The organism is Litorihabitans aurantiacus (genome assembly GCF_030161595.1).
GTDB classification, from domain to species: domain Bacteria; phylum Actinomycetota; class Actinomycetes; order Actinomycetales; family Beutenbergiaceae; genus Litorihabitans; species Litorihabitans aurantiacus.
This window is the reverse complement of sequence record NZ_BSUM01000001.1, coordinates 2,056,067-2,072,453: the sequence shown is the minus strand read 5'-3', so window position 1 is coordinate 2,072,453 and position 16,387 is coordinate 2,056,067. Positions and strand designations below refer to the sequence as shown.

Annotated in this window: 14 protein-coding genes and 2 pseudogenes; 12 read left to right on the top strand and 4 right to left on the bottom strand. The window is 73.6% G+C overall.

Features of this window, described 5'->3' with window-relative positions; translation table 11 throughout:
- Positions 1-52: 52 nt before the first annotated feature.
- Positions 53-526 carry a hypothetical protein gene (locus tag QQK22_RS09770; RefSeq protein ID WP_284250748.1) on the bottom strand — a complete coding sequence of 158 codons (474 nt, stop codon included), beginning with the start codon at positions 524-526 and terminating at the stop codon, positions 53-55.
- Between the two features lie 422 nt (positions 527-948).
- Between QQK22_RS09770 and QQK22_RS09765 the strand changes: the two genes are divergently transcribed.
- Positions 949-1,182, top strand: coding sequence for a hypothetical protein (locus QQK22_RS09765; RefSeq protein ID WP_284250747.1), 234 nt, complete (start codon positions 949-951; stop codon positions 1,180-1,182).
- A gap of 17 nt (positions 1,183-1,199) precedes the next feature.
- On the opposite strand, the gene QQK22_RS09760 is transcribed toward QQK22_RS09765, so the two are convergent.
- Complete coding sequence (locus QQK22_RS09760) at positions 1,200-2,069, bottom strand: oxygenase MpaB family protein (RefSeq protein ID WP_284250745.1); 870 nt, start codon at positions 2,067-2,069, stop codon at positions 1,200-1,202.
- Between the two features lie 146 nt (positions 2,070-2,215).
- Between QQK22_RS09760 and QQK22_RS09755 the strand changes: the two genes are divergently transcribed.
- The 6 genes from QQK22_RS09755 to QQK22_RS09730 all read left to right on the top strand — a co-directional run bounded on the left by QQK22_RS09755 (position 2,216) and on the right by QQK22_RS09730 (position 8,094).
- Entirely contained in the window at positions 2,216-2,659 is a 444-nt protein-coding gene (locus tag QQK22_RS09755; protein WP_284250744.1) for a hypothetical protein, read from the top strand.
- A 228-nt stretch (positions 2,660-2,887) separates the two neighbouring features.
- On the top strand, positions 2,888-4,156 hold the full coding sequence (locus QQK22_RS09750) for a multidrug effflux MFS transporter (protein ID WP_284250743.1): 1,269 nt from the start codon (positions 2,888-2,890) through the stop codon (positions 4,154-4,156).
- A 240-nt stretch (positions 4,157-4,396) separates the two neighbouring features.
- Complete coding sequence (locus tag QQK22_RS09745) at positions 4,397-5,038, top strand: ABC transporter permease (protein ID WP_284250742.1); 642 nt, start codon at positions 4,397-4,399, stop codon at positions 5,036-5,038.
- A complete protein-coding gene (locus tag QQK22_RS09740; protein WP_284250741.1) occupies positions 5,031-6,317 on the top strand; it encodes an ATP-binding cassette domain-containing protein in 1,287 nt (428 codons plus the stop codon). The genes QQK22_RS09745 and QQK22_RS09740 overlap by 8 nt, the downstream gene beginning before the upstream one ends.
- The gene (locus QQK22_RS09735; protein ID WP_284250740.1) at positions 6,314-7,093 is read left to right on the top strand and encodes an ABC transporter permease; all 780 of its coding nucleotides are present in this window, start codon (positions 6,314-6,316) and stop codon (positions 7,091-7,093) included. Before QQK22_RS09740 ends, QQK22_RS09735 begins: the two co-directional genes overlap by 4 nt.
- The gene (locus QQK22_RS09730; RefSeq protein WP_284250739.1) at positions 7,090-8,094 is read left to right on the top strand and encodes a glycine betaine ABC transporter substrate-binding protein; all 1,005 of its coding nucleotides are present in this window, start codon (positions 7,090-7,092) and stop codon (positions 8,092-8,094) included. Before QQK22_RS09735 ends, QQK22_RS09730 begins: the two co-directional genes overlap by 4 nt.
- A gap of 78 nt (positions 8,095-8,172) precedes the next feature.
- On the opposite strand, the gene QQK22_RS09725 is transcribed toward QQK22_RS09730, so the two are convergent.
- Complete coding sequence (locus tag QQK22_RS09725) at positions 8,173-9,585, bottom strand: APC family permease (protein WP_284250738.1); 1,413 nt, start codon at positions 9,583-9,585, stop codon at positions 8,173-8,175.
- Positions 9,586-9,678: 93 nt separating this feature from the next.
- Here QQK22_RS09725 and QQK22_RS18775 point away from each other — a divergent pair.
- A pseudogene (locus QQK22_RS18775) lies at positions 9,679-9,867 on the top strand (gamma-glutamyltransferase); the annotation flags it as partial.
- Positions 9,868-9,920: 53 nt separating this feature from the next.
- Positions 9,921-11,513 (top strand): gamma-glutamyltransferase family protein, encoded by a 1,593-nt coding sequence (locus QQK22_RS09720; RefSeq protein WP_348525559.1) that lies wholly within the window; start codon positions 9,921-9,923, stop codon positions 11,511-11,513.
- Between the two features lie 366 nt (positions 11,514-11,879).
- Here QQK22_RS09720 and QQK22_RS09715 read toward each other — a convergent pair.
- Positions 11,880-12,401: pseudogene (locus tag QQK22_RS09715) on the bottom strand (suppressor of fused domain protein).
- 247 nt (positions 12,402-12,648) lie between these two features.
- Between QQK22_RS09715 and QQK22_RS09710 the strand changes: the two are divergent.
- Genes QQK22_RS09710 through nadB form a run of 3 tightly spaced genes read left to right on the top strand, consistent with a single transcriptional unit; the run spans position 12,649 to position 16,378 of the window.
- Complete coding sequence (locus QQK22_RS09710) at positions 12,649-13,374, top strand: NUDIX hydrolase (RefSeq protein WP_284250737.1); 726 nt, start codon at positions 12,649-12,651, stop codon at positions 13,372-13,374.
- Positions 13,371-14,741, top strand: a complete 1,371-nt coding sequence (gene nadA / locus QQK22_RS09705; RefSeq protein ID WP_284250736.1) for a quinolinate synthase NadA — start codon at positions 13,371-13,373, stop codon at positions 14,739-14,741. Before QQK22_RS09710 ends, nadA begins: the two co-directional genes overlap by 4 nt.
- Positions 14,738-16,378: an L-aspartate oxidase gene (gene nadB / locus QQK22_RS09700; RefSeq protein WP_284250735.1), complete on the top strand. Its 1,641-nt coding sequence runs from the start codon at positions 14,738-14,740 to the stop codon at positions 16,376-16,378. Before nadA ends, nadB begins: the two co-directional genes overlap by 4 nt.
- Positions 16,379-16,387 lie beyond the last annotated feature (9 nt).

The window sequence follows — 16,387 nt, the reverse complement described above, 5'->3', positions numbered from 1 at the left end:
TCGGGGTGTGGAACGTTGTCCGCCCGAGGGATAGAAGACGGGCGGTGTCAGATCAGAACGGCCAGTTCTCGATGATCCACTTCGCGACCTCTTCGAGACCGAGGGCGATGGCCGCATCCCGGATGTGCCCCGGCAGCTTCTCCTTGAGCCAGGTGGTCAGCGACTGCCAGCCCTTCTCCGCAGCCGCCTTGAAGCTGTTCCAGAGCTTGCTGCCCTGCGACTTGACCCAGTTGATCAACTGCTTGGCGACCTGCTTGATGAGCGTGCCGAGCTGTTCACCGCTCGCCGCGGGCGCACCCGAGGTCGTTCCGGCGTTGGCTGCCGGGGCAGAGGTGCTGGCGGCGACCGCCCCCGGCACCTGCGTCCCCGCCGCCTGGGACGACGACGCCGGTCCCGACGCTCGCGAAGGGCTGTTCGAGGTGGCGCTGGTCTCGACGGCGATGACCCCGCCGCCAGCCAGGCCGGCGATGAGCAGAGCCCCCGCCAGCCTTCGTCGGGTGGTGCGCGTGCTACGTGCTGCGTTCACGTTTCCCCCATGTCCTGGCCCCGGAGGGGCCCGTTGTGGATGCCTCCCTGCGGGAGGGCGTGTTCGGTTTCGTACTGCGACACTCCCCGCCATGGGCGACACCACGGCGGACGCACACCTCTCGAGAAAAGCGCCGCGCACATCCGTCGGGATGCTGCGCGGAGTGAGAAATGTGTAACGAGGCGCGACGGAGGGATGCAAGTGCTTCGCGCGATTTCTTTGGAACTTCCCAGCATCAGAGATCGATAGTGGTGGCCGTTGCGACCGACCTGCCGTGCGTGATAAGTGCCGGTTATTCGTTGCGTCTTCGGGTGGCTCATAGTTGCAGCGTTAGTGGAGCGAAAGCGACGCGATGTTGCGGCAGTGTCGCGATGTCTTTCGCTCCGATGCCCCAGGGGCTGAGGTCGCTGTACGGTGGGCGAATGAGTGATGTGAACAGTGACCGCAACGCGTTCCCGGGGGACGGCATCACGCGCGTCGTGACCCTCGTCCTCGTCTTCGGCTCGATCTTCACCGTGCGCCGCGCCACGGACCTCGGCACCGTCCCCGCGATCGCCGTCGGGCTGCTGCTCGGCATCGTCCTGGCCGGCATCTACGTCTTCGTGCGCGGGATGTTCACGCGCCGGAGCGACGACCAGGCCCCGCCCGGCCCGTAGCTCCGCGCGCGCCGACCTCACTCCGGCCGGCGGTTCCCCACGGTCGACATGCCCCACCGGATCGTCCGCGTCGCGACCCCGCCGCCCACGCGCCGCAGCCCGTCGCCCCGCGGCCCGCCCAGCTTCAGCTCCGCGCGCGTCCAGTCCGGCATCAGCCCGATGGCGCCGGCCGCGATGAGCCGGTACGGCTGGCGCGAGGCCCAGGCCAGCGGCGGCTCGCGCAGCAGGAAGTGCGCGGTGTCGACGGCGGCCTCGGTGGCGCCCAGCTCCGCGCGGTAGGACGCGAGCGCGTCGGCGAGCCCCGCCGTCGTCGTCGGGACCTCCTCCGCCCCGAGCGCCCGCGCCACACGCGCGGTCTGCGCCACGTACTCGTCAGCCTCGGTCGGCGTCAGCGGCGCGCTGCCGTGGCGCTGGTGCGCCCGCAGGAACGAGTCGATCTCGGCGATGTGCACCCACGTCAGCAGGTGGGGGTCGGAGGCGCGGTAGGGCCGGCCGTCGGGCGCCTTGCCGCGCACGCGCTCGTGCACGGCGCGGATGCGGTCGACCATCTGCTGCGCGTCCTCCGCGGTCGCGAACGTCGTCACCGCCAGGAAGGTCGAGGTGCGTTCGAGGCGCCCCCACGGGTCGCCGCGGTAGCCGGAGTGACCGGCCACGCCGGCCATCGCGAGCGGGTGCAGCGACTGCAGCAGCAGCGCCCGCAGCCCGCCGACGAACATCGACGCGTCCCCGTGCACCCGCTGGATCGGGCTGCCGGCCTCGAACCACCGCGGCCCCGGCGTCTCGTGGATGCGGCGGCGCGAGTCGTACCCGTCCTCGCCCGCCACCTTCGTGAACAGGGCGTGGCCCACCCGTGCCCGGGCCCGTGCCACCGGCGTCGTGATACCCACGCCTCCCATCGAAGCACGCACGCGCCCGACGGCGAAGGCCCGGTCCCGCCGCTACCTCGCCCCGGCGGGTGGGGGCCTGCGCGCCCAGACCCACCTGGTAGAAACGACCTGCCCCGCCCCGCTGCACCCACCCCCGGGAGACACCTGTGCGCCCCCGCCGCCCGCTCGCCGTCCTCGCCGCCGCGCTCCTGCCGGCCCTCGCCGCCTGCACGAGCGAGCCCGAGCCCGAGGTGCCGACCGAGCCGACCGCCGCCCCGACCACGCCCGTCGAGATCCCCGGACCGCAGGACCGCGAGGTCACGCGCGTGATGATCGAGAACGGTGAGGTCGCGCAGGGCCAGGCGGAGCTGCTGCCGGCGCAGTCGCGATTCAGGGTCGAGGCCGCGTGCCTCAGCGGTGACGGCACGGGCCTGGCGTCCGTCTCGATCCTCATCGACGGCGCGAGCTCGACGGCGAAGGAGATGGCGTGCAACGGCTCGCCCGTCTCGATCCAGATGCTCGGCCGCACCACGCAGGGATCGGTCCAGCTCTCGCTCGCGGTGCCCGAGGGCGACGACATCACGGCCTACGCCGTCGGCACCGCCGAGTAGAGCGTTCACACACCGATCCGGGGGAGCCGCTTGAACCGCGGTTGACTGCCCGGTGAACGTTGCAAATCCAACGTTCGAAACGATTCGACATCGGCGCTCCCAGCACGCACACTGGAGGCGTCCCCGCGCGCACGACCCGCGCCCGGTGTGGCCATCGCTCCCCGACAGTCGCGAACCGAACCGAGTCCCGCCATGACCCAAGCGCCCCTTCGCCCCTCCGACGCCCTCGTGACCCCCGACGCAGCGCCCGCCGTCGCTGCCCCCGCACCGGTCCGCCGCGGCCCCGGCGCCGCCCCGCGCCCCCGCCCGGCCCTGGTTGGCCTGCTGGGCGCGATGGCCGCCGTCTTCGCGATCACGGTCGACATGTACCTCCCGTCGCTGCCGCAGGTGGCCGACGAGATGGGGGTCAACGCGGCGACGGCGCAGCTGACGATCTCCTTCATGATGGTCGGGGCCGCCTTCGGGCAGCTCGTCGTCGGCCCGTGGTCGGACCGCGTCGGGCGCCGCCTGCCGGTCCTCGTCGGCGCCGCGATCCACGTGGTCGCGTGCCTCGCGGTGCTGCTCGGGTCCGGGATCGCCGTGTTCCTCGGCCTCCGCCTGATGCAGGGCGTGGGTGCGGCGGCGATCGGCGTGTGCGCGCACGCGTTCATCCGCGACCGCTACAACGGCCCCGTCGCGGCGGCGACACTCTCGCGACTCATGCTCGTCATCGGCGTGGCGCCGCTGTTCGCGCCGACCGCCGGCGAGTTCATCGCCCACCTGTGGGGCTGGCGCGCCGTCTTCGCGGTGCTCGCGGTGTGCGGGCTGGGCGTGATGGTCGCCGTCTGGCGCTACCTGCCCGAGTCCCACCCGCGCGAGCGGCGCACGACCGGGGGCGTCGCCGTCGCGCTCCGCAGCTACCGCGTGCTCGCGGCGGACCGCCGCTTCCTCGCCTTCGCCGTGCTCCCCGGCCTGGTCACCGGCGCCCTCATCGCCTACGTGTCCGGCTCGCCGTTCGTGCTGCAGGGGCAGTTCGGGCTCTCCGGCGGGCAGTTCTCGCTGTTCTTCGCGGCCGCGGGCGTCCTCATGGTGGGGATGGCCCAGATCAACGCCCACCTCGTCCACCGGTACTCGCCCATCCGCATCATCCGGGTCGCGCTCCCGGTGCAGATCGCCGTCGTCGTGGTCATGCTCGCGATCGCGATCGCCGGGGTCGGTGGCGTGGCGGGGTTCCTGATCCCGCTCGCCGTCGCCGTCTCCTTCCAGAACTTCGTGCCCCCGAACGCGACCGCGATCGCGCTGGGACGTCACGGGGAGCGCGCCGGCGCCGCCGCGGCCGTCTGCGGGGCGCTCGGCGCCCTGCTCCCCGCCGCCATCAGCCCCCTCGTCGGGGTCTTCGGCGGCACCGCGGTCGCGATGGCGGCCGTGATGCTCGCCTCGTTGCTGGCGGCCCTGGCCGTCACCGCGTTCGGCACGCCGGCGTTCCGCCGTGGCGGCTACGAAGCCGGTCGCGACTGACGCGATCCCGGGCGTTCCGCGGCCGCTCGCGGCGCCCGGGGAGCGGCTCCCTGCGGACACGGAGGCCCGCGGGCGCACCTGCGCCCACGGGTCGTCCGTGCATCACGATCCGTGCAGTCATGACGAGAACCGGGTACGGTCTTTGACTTGTCCGCCCCGTGCGGACGATCCCTTATCCAGTTCTTGACCGGCCGTGCGCCGGTGGACGAACCCGAATCCACGTGAGCAGGTACCCGTCCCTTGATCGATTTCGTCGTCGAACGATGGCCCCAGATCGCCTTCGCGTCGTGGCAGCACCTCAGCCTGGTGGTGCAGTCGCTGGCCCTGGCCACCGTCATCGCCGTGGGTCTGGCGGTGCTGACCTACCGCCGCAAGCCCCTCGCCTCGCTGGCCAACGGCGTCAGCGCCGTCGGGCTGACCATCCCCTCCTTCGCCTTCATCGGCCTCCTCATCGCCCCCATGGGCTTCGGCGTGGCGCCCGCCGTCACGGTCGTGACGTTCTTCGCCGCGCTGCCGATCCTGCGCAACGCGCTGGTGGGCCTCGCCGGTGTCGACTCCTCCCTCGTCGAGGCGGCCCGCGGCATCAGCCTGTCGCGTTTCCAGACCCTCGTGCGCGTCGAGCTGCCGCTGGCCTGGCCCGTGATCCTTGGCGGCATCCGCATCTCGGCCCAGATGGTCATGGGCATCGCCGCCGTCGCCGCCTACTCCCTCGGGCCCGGGCTCGGTGGGCTGATCTTCTCCGGCCTGTCCCGCCTCGGCGGCGCGAACGCGCTGACCTCGGTGGTGGTCGGCGTCGTCGCCGTCGTCGTGCTCGCCCTGATCCTCGACCTCCTGCTGGTCGGCCTCGGCCGGCTCACCACCCCGAAAGGCCTCCGTGTCTGAGACATCGACGACAGCGACCCCGCCCACCGGGGGTTCCCGCATCCTGCTCGAGAACGTGACGAAGCGCTACGGCTCCGCCACCCCCGCCGTCGGCGACCTCACGATGGAGATCCCCGCGGGGAAGATCGTCATGCTCGTGGGCCCCTCGGGCTGCGGCAAGACGACCACCCTGAAAATGATCAACCGCCTCATCGAGCCGACCTCCGGCACGATCAGCCTCGGCGACCAGGACGTCACGGACATCGACGGCGACCAGCTGCGCCGCCGCATCGGCTACGTCATCCAGGCCGGCGGCCTCTTCCCGCACATGACGATCGCCGCCAACATCGCGATCGTCCCGAAGCTACTGAAGTGGGACGCCGAGCGCATCCGTGCCCGCGTCGACGAGCTGCTGGACCTCGTCTCGCTCGACCCCGACACCTACCGCGACCGCTACCCGCGGGAGCTGTCCGGCGGTCAGCAGCAGCGCGTCGGCGTCGCCCGCGCGCTCGCCGCCGACCCGCCCGTCCTGCTGATGGACGAGCCGTTCGGCGCCGTCGACCCGATCACGCGCCAGCGCCTGCAGGACGAGCTCCTCCTGATCCAGGAGGAGGTGGGCAAGACCATCGTCATCGTCACCCACGACTTCGACGAGGCGGTCAAGCTCGGCGACTGGATCGTGATCATGCGCGAGGGCGGCCAGATCGTGCAGTACGACACCCCCGAGCGCATCCTCGCCGAGCCGGCCGACGAGTTCGTCGAGAATTTCATCGGCGCCGGTGCGGGGCTCAAGCAGCTCGCGCTGACGCGGGTGAGCGACGTCGAGCTCGCCGACGCCGTCACCGCGCGCCCCGGCGAGGTCGCCGCCGAGGTGCTCGAGCGGGTGACGCAGGCCGGCCACGGCCACGTCGTCGTGCTCGACGACCGCGACCGGCCGCTCTCGTGGCTCTCGCGCAAGCAGCTCGGCCGCGTCACGCAGATCCCGGCCGACACGGACGCCGGCCTGCCGGTCGTGAGCCGCAGCGCGACGCTCAACGACGCCCTCGACACGATGCTCGTCTCGAGCGTGGCCGGGGCGCTGGTCACCGGGCGGCGCGACGCCTTCGTGGGCGTGATCGACGTCGAGACCGTGATGCGCTCGATCGCCGAGGCGCGCGAGGGTTCGAGCCGCGACGCCGCCGCGCCCATCGGCGTGAACGGCTCGACCGGGAGCGGTGCGGAGCCGGCCCTCGACGCCGTCCCGGGGGCCACCTCCGGCGCCGTCCTGCCCGCGGTGTCCGACCACGACGGGGCGCGATGAGCGCCGCCACCGCAGCCGCCTCCGCTCCCGCCTCCTCGGGCCGGGCAGGGCGCACCTTCCCCCGCGGTCTGATCATCCAGCCGCTCGCGATCCTCGCGGCGCTCGGCGCCTACGCGCTCTGGGTGACGACGGCGGAGATCACCGCCACCGAGGCCAATACGCTCGCGCCGTCGAACCTGTGGGGCTACCTCGTGGAGCACCTCGCGCTCACCTTCACGGCGGCGGGCATCGTGCTCGTCATCGCGATCCCCCTGGGCGTGCTCCTCACGCGGCGCTCGCTGCGTGCCGCCCGCGCACCCGTCCTGGCGATCGCGAACATCGGGCAGGCGGCCCCGGCCATCGGCCTGGTCGTGCTCCTGGCGTTCTGGCTCGGGTTCGGCTTCTGGGCCTCGGTCGTGGCGCTCGTGCTGTACGCGGCGCTGCCCGTGCTGCGCAACACGATGCTGGGCATCACCGGCGTGGACCAGCGCCTCATCGACGCCGGTCGCGGGATGGGGATGAGCTCCACCGGTGTGCTGCTGCGTGTGGAGCTGCCGCTCGCCGTCCCGCTCATGCTCGCCGGCATCCGGACCGCGCTGGTGCTCCTGGTGGGGACGGCGACCCTCGCCGCGTTCATCGACGGCGGGGGGCTGGGCATCCTCATCACCACCGGTGTCTCGCTCTTCCTGACCAACGTGCTGGTGGCCGGGTCGCTCCTGGTCGCGCTGCTCGCGCTCGCCATCGACTGGCTCGGACGCGTCGCCGAGCACGTCGCGACCCCGAAGGGCCTCTCATGACCCGCGTGCACCGTCCCGTCCGCCGCCGTCGCCGCTCCCTCGTCGGCGGGGTCGGCGCCCTCGCGGCCCTCGCCCTGGGCGGGTGCGGGCTGCAGCCCGCCGCGAGCTTCGTGCCCGAGTTCGGCGAGGGCTCGCTCGAGCGCCTGGACCTCCCCGAGGGCGCGTCCGTCACGGTGACCTCGAAGAACTTCACCGAGCAGCTCATCCTCGGGAAGATCGCGGTCCTCGCGGCGCAGGCGGCCGGGTTCACCGTGACCGACCTCAGCAACGTGCCCGGCAGCCAGCCGGTGCGCGAGCTCATGCTCAGCGGCGGCGCCGACATCACCTGGGAGTACACCGGGACGGCGTGGCTGACCTACCTCGGCCAGGAGGAGGGCATCCCCGACCCGGCCGAGCAGTTCGCCGCCGTGGCGGAGGCCGACGGCGAGCTCGGCCTGACCTGGAGCGACCCGGCACCGCTGAACAACACCTACGCGTTCGCCGTCTCGCGCGACAACGCGGAGAAGTACGGGCTCGAGACGATCAGCGACCTCGCGACCGTGCCGGTGGGTGAGCGCACGCTCTGCGTGGAACCCGAGTTCAACTCCCGGGCCGACGGCCTCACGCCGCTGCTCGAGCACTACGAGCTGCCGCGCGGCCCGGAGGGAATCCCGGACAACCAGATCTCGGTCCTCGACCTCGGCGCCGTCTACGCGGCGATCGACCGCGGCAACTGCGTGGTCGGCGAGGTGTTCTCCTCCGACGGGCGCATCCCCGCGCTCGACCTCGTGGTGCTCGAGGACGACCGGGCCTTCTTCCCGGCCTACAACGCCTCGGTCGTGTTCTACGCCGAGACGCTCGAGACCTACCCCGGGCTGCAGGACGTCTTCGCCGACGTCTCGGCGCGCATCACCGACGACCTCATGCGCGAGCTCAACCGCCAGGTCGACGTCGACGGCGAGGAGCCGGCCGACGTCGCCTACGCCTGGATGGTGCAGGAGGGCTTCATCACCGAGCCGTGAGGCTCGCAGCACGAACGGCCGAGGGCCGGCACCCCCGCGGGGGTGCCGGCCCTCGGCCGTCGCTGTGTGCGGCTCGGCTCAGTCGTCCCAGGGCACACGCTCGACGGCGTCGCTCGGCTCGGCCGGGCGGGCCGCCACCGCGGCGTCCTCGCGCTTGCGGGTGAAGCGCGCGATCAGGTACAGGACCGTCCCGACGGCGATGTAGGCGAGCGAGCCGAGCCAGATGACGCCGTCCTGCTGGGCCAGGAGCACCAGGCTCGCGATGATCGCCAGGACGGGGACCACGCGCGGGATGGAGAAGTGCTCGTGCTCGACGCGGTCCTTCTTCAGCACCAGCACACTGACGTTCGCGCTGATGAAGACCAGCAGGAGGAGCAGCACGGTGACGTCGGCCAGCTGCCCCACGTTGCCGAGGAACGACAGTCCGATGGTGGAGCCGGCGACCACGAGGATCGAGATCCACGGGGTGCGGCGACCGGGCAGCACGCTCCCGAACGCCCGGGGCAGGAGTCCGGCCTCGGCGAGGCCGTAGCCGACGCGGCTGGCCATGACCATGAACAGCAACCCGCCGTTGGCGATGGCGACCAGCGCGACGAGGGCGAACAGCCAGGACGGCACGCCTAGCCCCGTCGCCTCCACGACGGCCAGCAGCGGGCCGCTGGAGGCGGCGAGCTCGTCGGCGGGCAGGACGGCGCCGGCCCCGAGAGCGATCCCGAGGTAGACCACGGCCGCGGTGATGAGCGCGCCGAACAGTGCTCGCGGGTAGACCTTGCTGGGGTTGCGGACCTCCTCGGCCATGTTGGCCGCCGCCTCGAAGCCGAGGAAGGAGAAGAACGCAACGATGGACGCGGCGAACGCGCCCTGGAGCGGCGGCACGCCCTCGGCGAACTGCACGAGCCGGCCGGTGTCGCCGCCCCCGCCGAAGATGAAGATGGTCGCCACGGCGATCACGACGACGAGTCCGGTGACCTCGATGCACGAGGCGAGGAGGTTGGCCCGCATCGACTCGACCACGCCGCGCAGGTTGACGACGGTGAGGATCACGATGAAGAGGACCGCGACGAGCTGCGGGTTCACGTCCACCAGCGCGGTGAAGTAGTCGCCGGAGAACGCGTTGGCGAGCGCGGCCGCCGTCGTGATCCCCGAGGCCATCATGAGGAAGCCGACGAGGAACGACAGGTAGGGCTTGCCGAACGCGCGCTCGGCGAATCGCGCCGCCCCGCCCGCGTGCGGGTACTTCGTGATGAGCTCGGCGTACGTGCCGGCCGTGAGCAGGGCCACGACGAGCGCGATGAGGAGAGGGAGCCAGATCACGCCCCCGACGTCGGCGGCCATCGTGCCCACCAGGGTGTAGATGCCCGCGCCGAGGGTGTCCCCGACGATGAAGGCGAACAGCAGGAATCCGCCGATGCTCCGCCGCAGCCCACCGCCGCTCAAGGGTGCGGTCGTCGCCGTGCCGGTCGTTGCTGCCCCGCCTGCGTGTCCAGTCATGGGGGCCACCTCACTACGGGCGGCGACGCGAGCGCAAGACTCTTGCGCATCGGCGGGGTCGGTTGGTGGCTGCCCCCGGGTGAGGATGGAGGCATGCTCCTCGACGACGCGACCACCACCCGCCCCGACCTCCTCGGCACGCACGGCATGGTCGCCTCCACGCACTGGCTGGCCTCCGCCTCGGGGATGGCGGTGCTCGAGGCGGGCGGGAACGCGTTCGACGCGGCGGTGGCCGCGGGCCTCGTGCTGCACGTCGTCGAACCGCACCTCAACGGTCTCGGCGGCGACATGCCGGTGATCGTGCACGAGGCGGCGACGGGCTCCACGCGGGTGGTGTGCGGGCAGGGGTGGCGCCGCAGGCGGCCACGACGGCGGCCTACCGCGACCTCGGTGTCGAGGCGGTCCCGGGCACGGGGCACCTCGCCGCCGTCGTGCCGGGGACGTTCGGCGCGTGGATGCACCTTCTCGGCCGGTACGGGACGAAGCCGCTCGCCGAGCTGGCGGGCTACGCCGTCGGGTACGCCCGGCACGGCCACCCGACGCTGCCGCGCGTGACGAGCACGATCGAGGCGGTGTCGCACGTGTTCCGCGAGCACTGGACCTCCTCGGCGGGGGTGTACCTGGCCGGGGGAGCGGCGCCGGCCCCGGGCTCGCGCCTGCGCAATCCCGACCTCGCGGACACGCTCGAGCGGCTCGGTCGCGAGGCCGCCGCCGCGGGTGACGACGTCGCGGCCCAGGCCGAGGCCGCGCGCGCCGCGTTCTACGCCGGGTTCGTGGCCGACGCCGTCGACGCGTTCGCGCGTACGCCGCAGTGGGACGGTGCGGGGCCGGACGGCGAGCGCGCCGCGCACCGCTCGTTCCTCACCGGTGCCGACATGGCGGCCTGGCGGGCGAGCGAGGAGGCGACGGCGTCGCTCACCTTCGGCGGGGTGGAGGTCCACAAGCCGGGGCTGTGGAGCCAGGGGCCGGTGCTCCTGCAGCAGCTGGCGCTGCTCGAGGCGGCGGGCGTCGGCGACCTCGCGCCGTCGAACCCGCGCTGGATCCACCTCGTGATCGAGGCGAGCAAGCTGGCGATGGCCGACCGCGAGGCCTGGTTCGGCGACTCGCTCGAGGCGGGGGACCCGCGGGCGGTCGCCGTCGCCGACCTGCTGGCACCGGACTACGTGCGCTCGCGCGCGGCGCTGATCGGTGAGCGAGCGCTCGAGGGCCTGCTGCCCGGTTCGCCGCGCGGGCTCGAGCCTCGCCTGCCCGAGCACGTGCGCCGGGCGATGGGTGAGAGCGACGGCGCGTGGCCCCGCGGTCTCGGGGAGGTGCGTCCGGGTGAGGGGGAGCCGACCGTGGCGCGCGGCGACACGTGCCACCTCGACGTCGTGGATCGGTGGGGCAACGTGGTCTCGGCGACGCCGTCGGGCGGCTGGCTGCAGAGCTCGCCGGTGGTGCCGGGGCTCGGGTTCTCGCTGCCGACGCGCGGGCAGATGTTCTGGCTGGAGGAGGGGCACCCGGCGTCGCTGCGGCCCGGCGCGCGGCCGCGCACGACGCTCAGCCCGGGCCTGCTGCGGGGTGCGGACGGCCGCGTGACGGCGTTCGGGACCCCGGGCGGTGACCAGCAGGACCAGTGGACCGTGCCGTTCCTCGTGCGCCACCTGCTCCACGGCGCCTCGCTGCAGGCAGCGATCGACGCGCCCAGCTGGCACAGCACGCACGCCCCCAGCTCGTTCTCGCCGCGGGGCGCGGAACCGATGGGTGTCGTGGTCGAGTCGCGTCTCGGGTCGGGTGCGCTGGCGGAGCTGCGCGCGCGGGGGCACCGGGTGGAGGAGTTGGGGCCGTGGACGCTGGGGCGGATCTCGGCGGCGGGCGTGCGTGCGGACGGGCTGCTCGAGGCGGCGGCGAACCCGCGGGGGATGCAGGGGTACGCCGTCGGGCGGTGAGCGTTGTGGCGCGGGGTGGTGCGGGCGACGGCGCGGCAGCAGCTGCCGACTGCGGTGCCTGCCGGCCACCCGTCCGCCGCGGTCGCCGACCCCGTCCGGGCCCTCGTGGGGAAGTTCCGGACGCTCCTGACGTCCGGATCTTCCCCACGAGGGCTGGTGCGCCGGCGGCGGCGACGGACGGGTTCGCTGGTGGGGAAGTTTCGCAGGCCTGAGCCTGCGGAACTTCCCCACGAGGGCTGATGGGGCGGGGGCGGAGCTGCTCGGGTCGCTGGTGGGGAAGTTCCGGATGCTACTGACGTCCGGAACTTCCCCACGAGGAGTCGGGGATGGCTGCGGCGGGGCGAGGCGGCGACGCGCGACGCGCGTTCAGGCGCGGGAGGGGTCCATCAGCAGCCAGGGGTCGGTGCGGCGCAGCTCGTCGAGCACGTCCTGGGTGTGCGTCGCGATCATGGCCTGCCGCTCCGCCTCGGTGATCCCCACGACCTGCAGCAACACCACGTGCCCTCACGGGGTGTGCGTGACCTGGAGCTGCTGGTCCAGGGCGAAGGCGTACGCGGTGAGCCCGGTCGGGGGCGCCGTCGCGTCGTCGGGATACCCGGTGACCGGGGCGCCCCGGTCCAGGCGGTCGTCGACGAGGAAGGGTTCGCCCTTCGTCCTCGCCTGCTGGGCGATGCCGGCCAGCACGATGAACGGCCAGCCGGGCGCCTCTTCCTCGTCGGCGCGACGCGGGACCCGCATCGTCAGCTCGAAGCCCCAGCCCGAGACGGACGGGTGGACGCGCTCGAGGTCGTCCGGCACGTAGAGCTCGCTCATCCCGAACGTCACGTAGTGCCAGTGGTCCCCGGCGTCGTAGGCGGAGCAGCCCTGGAGCGGTGCGCCGAAGTGCACCCCGGGCGGGTAGGCGACGTGGCGCGGCTCCTGGCCCGGGTGCACCCGCTCGAGCGCGACGATCAGCGCGTCCCACCCGCCTCCGCCGCTGCCCGCTGCGGTGGGGCGGGCGGTCGGCCGAGTCTTGCAGGCGCACGGGCGCCCGGGGTCGTTCGCTCGCGTCGCACCCTTCAGGTTGCCTCGACCATAAGACCGGGCGTACGCTCGTCCCGTCACTTAGTGTCGGATCGACCAGAAGGGAGGGGCGATGGCCCTGCAGCTCGCCGTCTCCAGCGTGATCCTCGCGCTGCGCCCCGCGCCCGACGACGGTCCCCTCACCCTCTGGCTCCCCCTCGTGCGCCGCATCCGCGAGCCGTACGAGGGCTCGTGGGCCCTCCCTGGCGGACCGCTCGGCGAGGCGTGCGGACTCGAGCAGGCCGCGCGGGACGCGCTGAGCTCGACCACCGGCCTCGACCCGGCCTACCTCGAGCAGCTGTACGCGTTCGGCGGCCTCGACCGCTCCCTGGCGGGCGGCGCGGGCGGCGCGGGGGGCGACGACGGCGCTGACCAGGCGGACCGGGTCGTCTCGATCGTCTACTGGGCGCTCGTCCAGGCCGAGGAGGACCAGGCCGCGGTGCGCGCGCACAACGTCGAGTGGTTCCCCGCGAGCGCACTGCCCGACCTCGCGTTCGACCACACGCAGGTCATCGACTACGCGCTGGCCCGCCTGCGCGCCAAGATCGGCTACTCGCCGATCGCCCACGCGTTCCTGCCCGCCGAGTTCACGCTCGCGGAGCTGCGCGCGGTCCACGAGGCGGTGCTCGGGCGCGAGCTCGACCCCGCCAACTTCCGCCGGCAGGCCCTGGCCACCGGCGCCGTCGAACCCACCGGTCACCGGCTGCAGGGCACCCGCCACCGCCCGCCGAGCCTCTACCGCTACCGCGCCGAGAGCGTGGCCACCAGCCCCACCCCACCCCCGAGGAGCGCGTCATGACCTCCGTCGCCGTCCGCATCGCCACCGCCCCGCCGGAGGGTGCCGGTCCCACCGGCCTCGCCGCCCCGGCCCCCGCGGGCACCACCACCTGCGGCACCGACCTCGCCGAGCCCACCTGGGACTTCGACGCCGTGCCGACCTACGGCCCTGGCGCCTCCGTGGCCGACGTCGTGCCCGCCGACACCACCAACGCCACCCGCCGGCCCGGCCAGCTGCCGATCGCCTACCAGCGGATGGGCGAGGCGGAGCTGCACGCGCGCATCACCCGCGCCAAGGAGGCGCTGGGGGATCGCCTGGTGATCCTCGGCCACTACTACCAGCGCGACGAGATCGTCGCCTACGCCGACTTCGTGGGTGACTCCTTCCAGCTCGCCAACGCGGCCCTGACCCGCCCCGAGGCCGAGGCCATCGTCTTCTGCGGTGTGCACTTCATGGCCGAGACGGCCGACATCCTGGCCCGCGACGACCAGCACGTGATCCTGCCCAACCTCGCCGCCGGCTGCTCGATGGCCGACATGGCCGACGAGGAGTCGGTCGAGGCGGCCTGGGAGGAGCTCGCCGAGGTCTACGGCTTCGACCCCGAGCAGGAGATCGACGCCGACTGGTTCGAGCGCCACCCCGGCGTGAAGCTGCCCGTGATCCCCGTGACGTACATGAACTCCTCGGCTGCGCTGAAGGCGTTCTGCGGGCGTCACGGCGGCATCGTGTGCACCTCCTCCAACGCGCGGACCGTCCTGGAGTGGGCGTTCGAGCGCGGCGAGCGCGTCCTGTTCTTCCCCGACCAGCACCTCGGCCGCAACACCGCCAAGGCCATGGGCGTGCCGCTCGAGCAGATGCCGATGTGGAACCCCCGCCAGGACCTCGGCGGCAACACCGAGGCCGACCTGGACGCCGCGCGCGTCATCCTGTGGCACGGCTTCTGCTCGGTCCACAAGCGCTTCACGACGGCGCAGATCGACGCCGCGCGCGAGCAGCACCCGGGCGTCCAGGTCGTCGTGCACCCCGAGTGCCCGATGCCGGTGGTCGACGCGGCCGACGCGGCCGGCTCCACCGAGCTGATCCGCCGGTTCGTCGCCGACGCCGCGCCAGGTTCCACCATCGCGATCGGCACCGAGATCAACATGGTCAACCGCCTCGCGGCGCAGCACCCGGACAGGACGATCTTCTGCCTCGACCCGGTCATCTGCCCGTGCTCCACGATGTACCGCATCCACCCGGGCTACCTCGCCTGGACCCTGGACGGTCTGGTCGAGGGCGAGTGGCGCAACGAGATCCAGGTCGACGCCGACGTCGCGCGCCACGCCCGCATCGCGCTCGAGCGCATGCTCGCCGCGGCGCCCAAGCCGCTGACGGGAGCGTCGCGATGAGCCTCGTCGTGGTGGGGTCCGGACTCGCGGGCCTCCTGGTCGCGCTCGAGGCGGAGGCGAGCGGCACTGCCGTCGTCCTCGTCGCCAAGGGCGCGCTGACCGAGTCGAACACGGCCTGGGCGCAGGGCGGCGTCGCCGTCGTCGGGCCGCGCCCCGACACCGTGGTGAGCCACGTCAGCGACACGCGCCGGGCGGGCGGGGCGCTGAGCGACCCGGCCGCGGCGATGGCGCTCGCGGCGGACGGGCCGGACGCCGTCGCGCGCCTGGTCGACCTCGGCGTCACGTTCGACAGCGTGGAGGGCGAGCCGTGCCGCGCGCTCGAGGCGGCGCACAGCCACGCGCGGGTGCTGCGCGCGGGCGGGGACGCCACCGGCGCCGAGATCGTGCGGGCGCTCGCGGCGGCCGTGCGTGAGCGAGGGATCAGCGTGCGCGAGCACACGCACGCGATCGACGTCGTGCTCGAGAGCGGTGAGGTGACGGGCCTCCTCGTGCGCACGCCCGAGGGTGACGTCGAGCGCATCCCCGCGCGCGACGTCGTGCTCGCGACCGGTGGCGCCGGGCAGCTGTTCGCGACCACGACCAACCCGACCGTGGCGACGGCCGACGGCGTCGCCATCGCGCTGCGCGCCGGCGCCGAGGTCGCCGACCTCGAGATGGTGCAGTTCCACCCGACCGTGCTCGCGGGCCCGCGACCGTTCCTCGTCTCCGAGGCGGTGCGGGGCGAGGGCGCCGTCCTGCTCGACGACGCCGGGCGGCGCTTCATGACGGACGTCCACCCGGACGCCGAGCTCGCCCCGCGCGACGTCGTGGCCCGCGCGATCGCGGCGCAGGAGGCGCGCCAGGGTTCGCCCGTCCTGCTGGACGCGACGCACCTGGGGGCCGACGTCGTCGCCCGACGCTTCCCGACGATCGCCGCCGCGTGCGCGCAGCGCGGGTACGACCTGACCGCGCAGCCCGTCCCGGTCACCCCGGCGGCGCACTACTGGATGGGCGGCGTGCGCACCGACCTCGCCGGCCGCACGAGCGTGCCCGGGCTGTGGGCCGCGGGCGAGGTCGCGTGCACCGGCGTCCACGGCGCCAACCGGCTCGCGTCCAACTCGCTGCTCGAGGCGGCGGTGTTCGCGCGCCGCGTCGTGGCCGCGCTCGCGGCGGACGGCGACGACGGCGACGGCGTCCCGCGCGTGCACCGCGCCGCCACCGCGGCGAGCGTGGCCGCGTGGGACGCGCCCGTCGCGGTGGACCTGGCGGACGGCCCCGGCGCCGCCGACTGGGACCGCGACTCGCTCCAGCGGGTGATGAGCGACTACGCGGGGCTCGCACGCGACGCCGCCGGGTTGGCCCGTGCCGCGCACGTGCTGGCGGGCTTTCGCACGCCGCCACTCCTCCCGGACGCGATGGTGGGGCTCGAGGCGCGCGACGTCGAGGACGCCAACCTCCTGCTCGCGGCGCGCGCCCTCGTGGCGGCCGCCGCGGCGCGCACGGGTTCGCTCGGTGCGCACACGCGCAGCGACGCGCCCGCTCCTGGCGCCGACCTGGGCTCGCGCGAGCGGCACCACGTGCTCGTGGCCGCGGGCGGGGTCGGAGGCACGGCGTGGGACCTGGCGCCGGGCGCGAGCGGCGCCTCGGAGCTGGTGTGAGGGGGCGGG

Coding starts and splice junctions, on each gene's coding strand:
- QQK22_RS09765 (WP_284250747.1), top strand. CDS start 949: ATGAGTGATGTGAACAGTGACCGCAACGCGTTCCCGGGGGACGGCATC.
- QQK22_RS09735 (WP_284250740.1), top strand. CDS start 6,314: ATGAGCGCCGCCACCGCAGCCGCCTCCGCTCCCGCCTCCTCGGGCCGG.
- QQK22_RS09730 (WP_284250739.1), top strand. CDS start 7,090: ATGACCCGCGTGCACCGTCCCGTCCGCCGCCGTCGCCGCTCCCTCGTC.
- QQK22_RS09725 (WP_284250738.1), bottom strand. CDS start 9,585: ATGACTGGACACGCAGGCGGGGCAGCAACGACCGGCACGGCGACGACC.
- QQK22_RS09710 (WP_284250737.1), top strand. CDS start 12,649: ATGGCCCTGCAGCTCGCCGTCTCCAGCGTGATCCTCGCGCTGCGCCCC.
- nadA (WP_284250736.1), top strand. CDS start 13,371: ATGACCTCCGTCGCCGTCCGCATCGCCACCGCCCCGCCGGAGGGTGCC.
- nadB (WP_284250735.1), top strand. CDS start 14,738: ATGAGCCTCGTCGTGGTGGGGTCCGGACTCGCGGGCCTCCTGGTCGCG.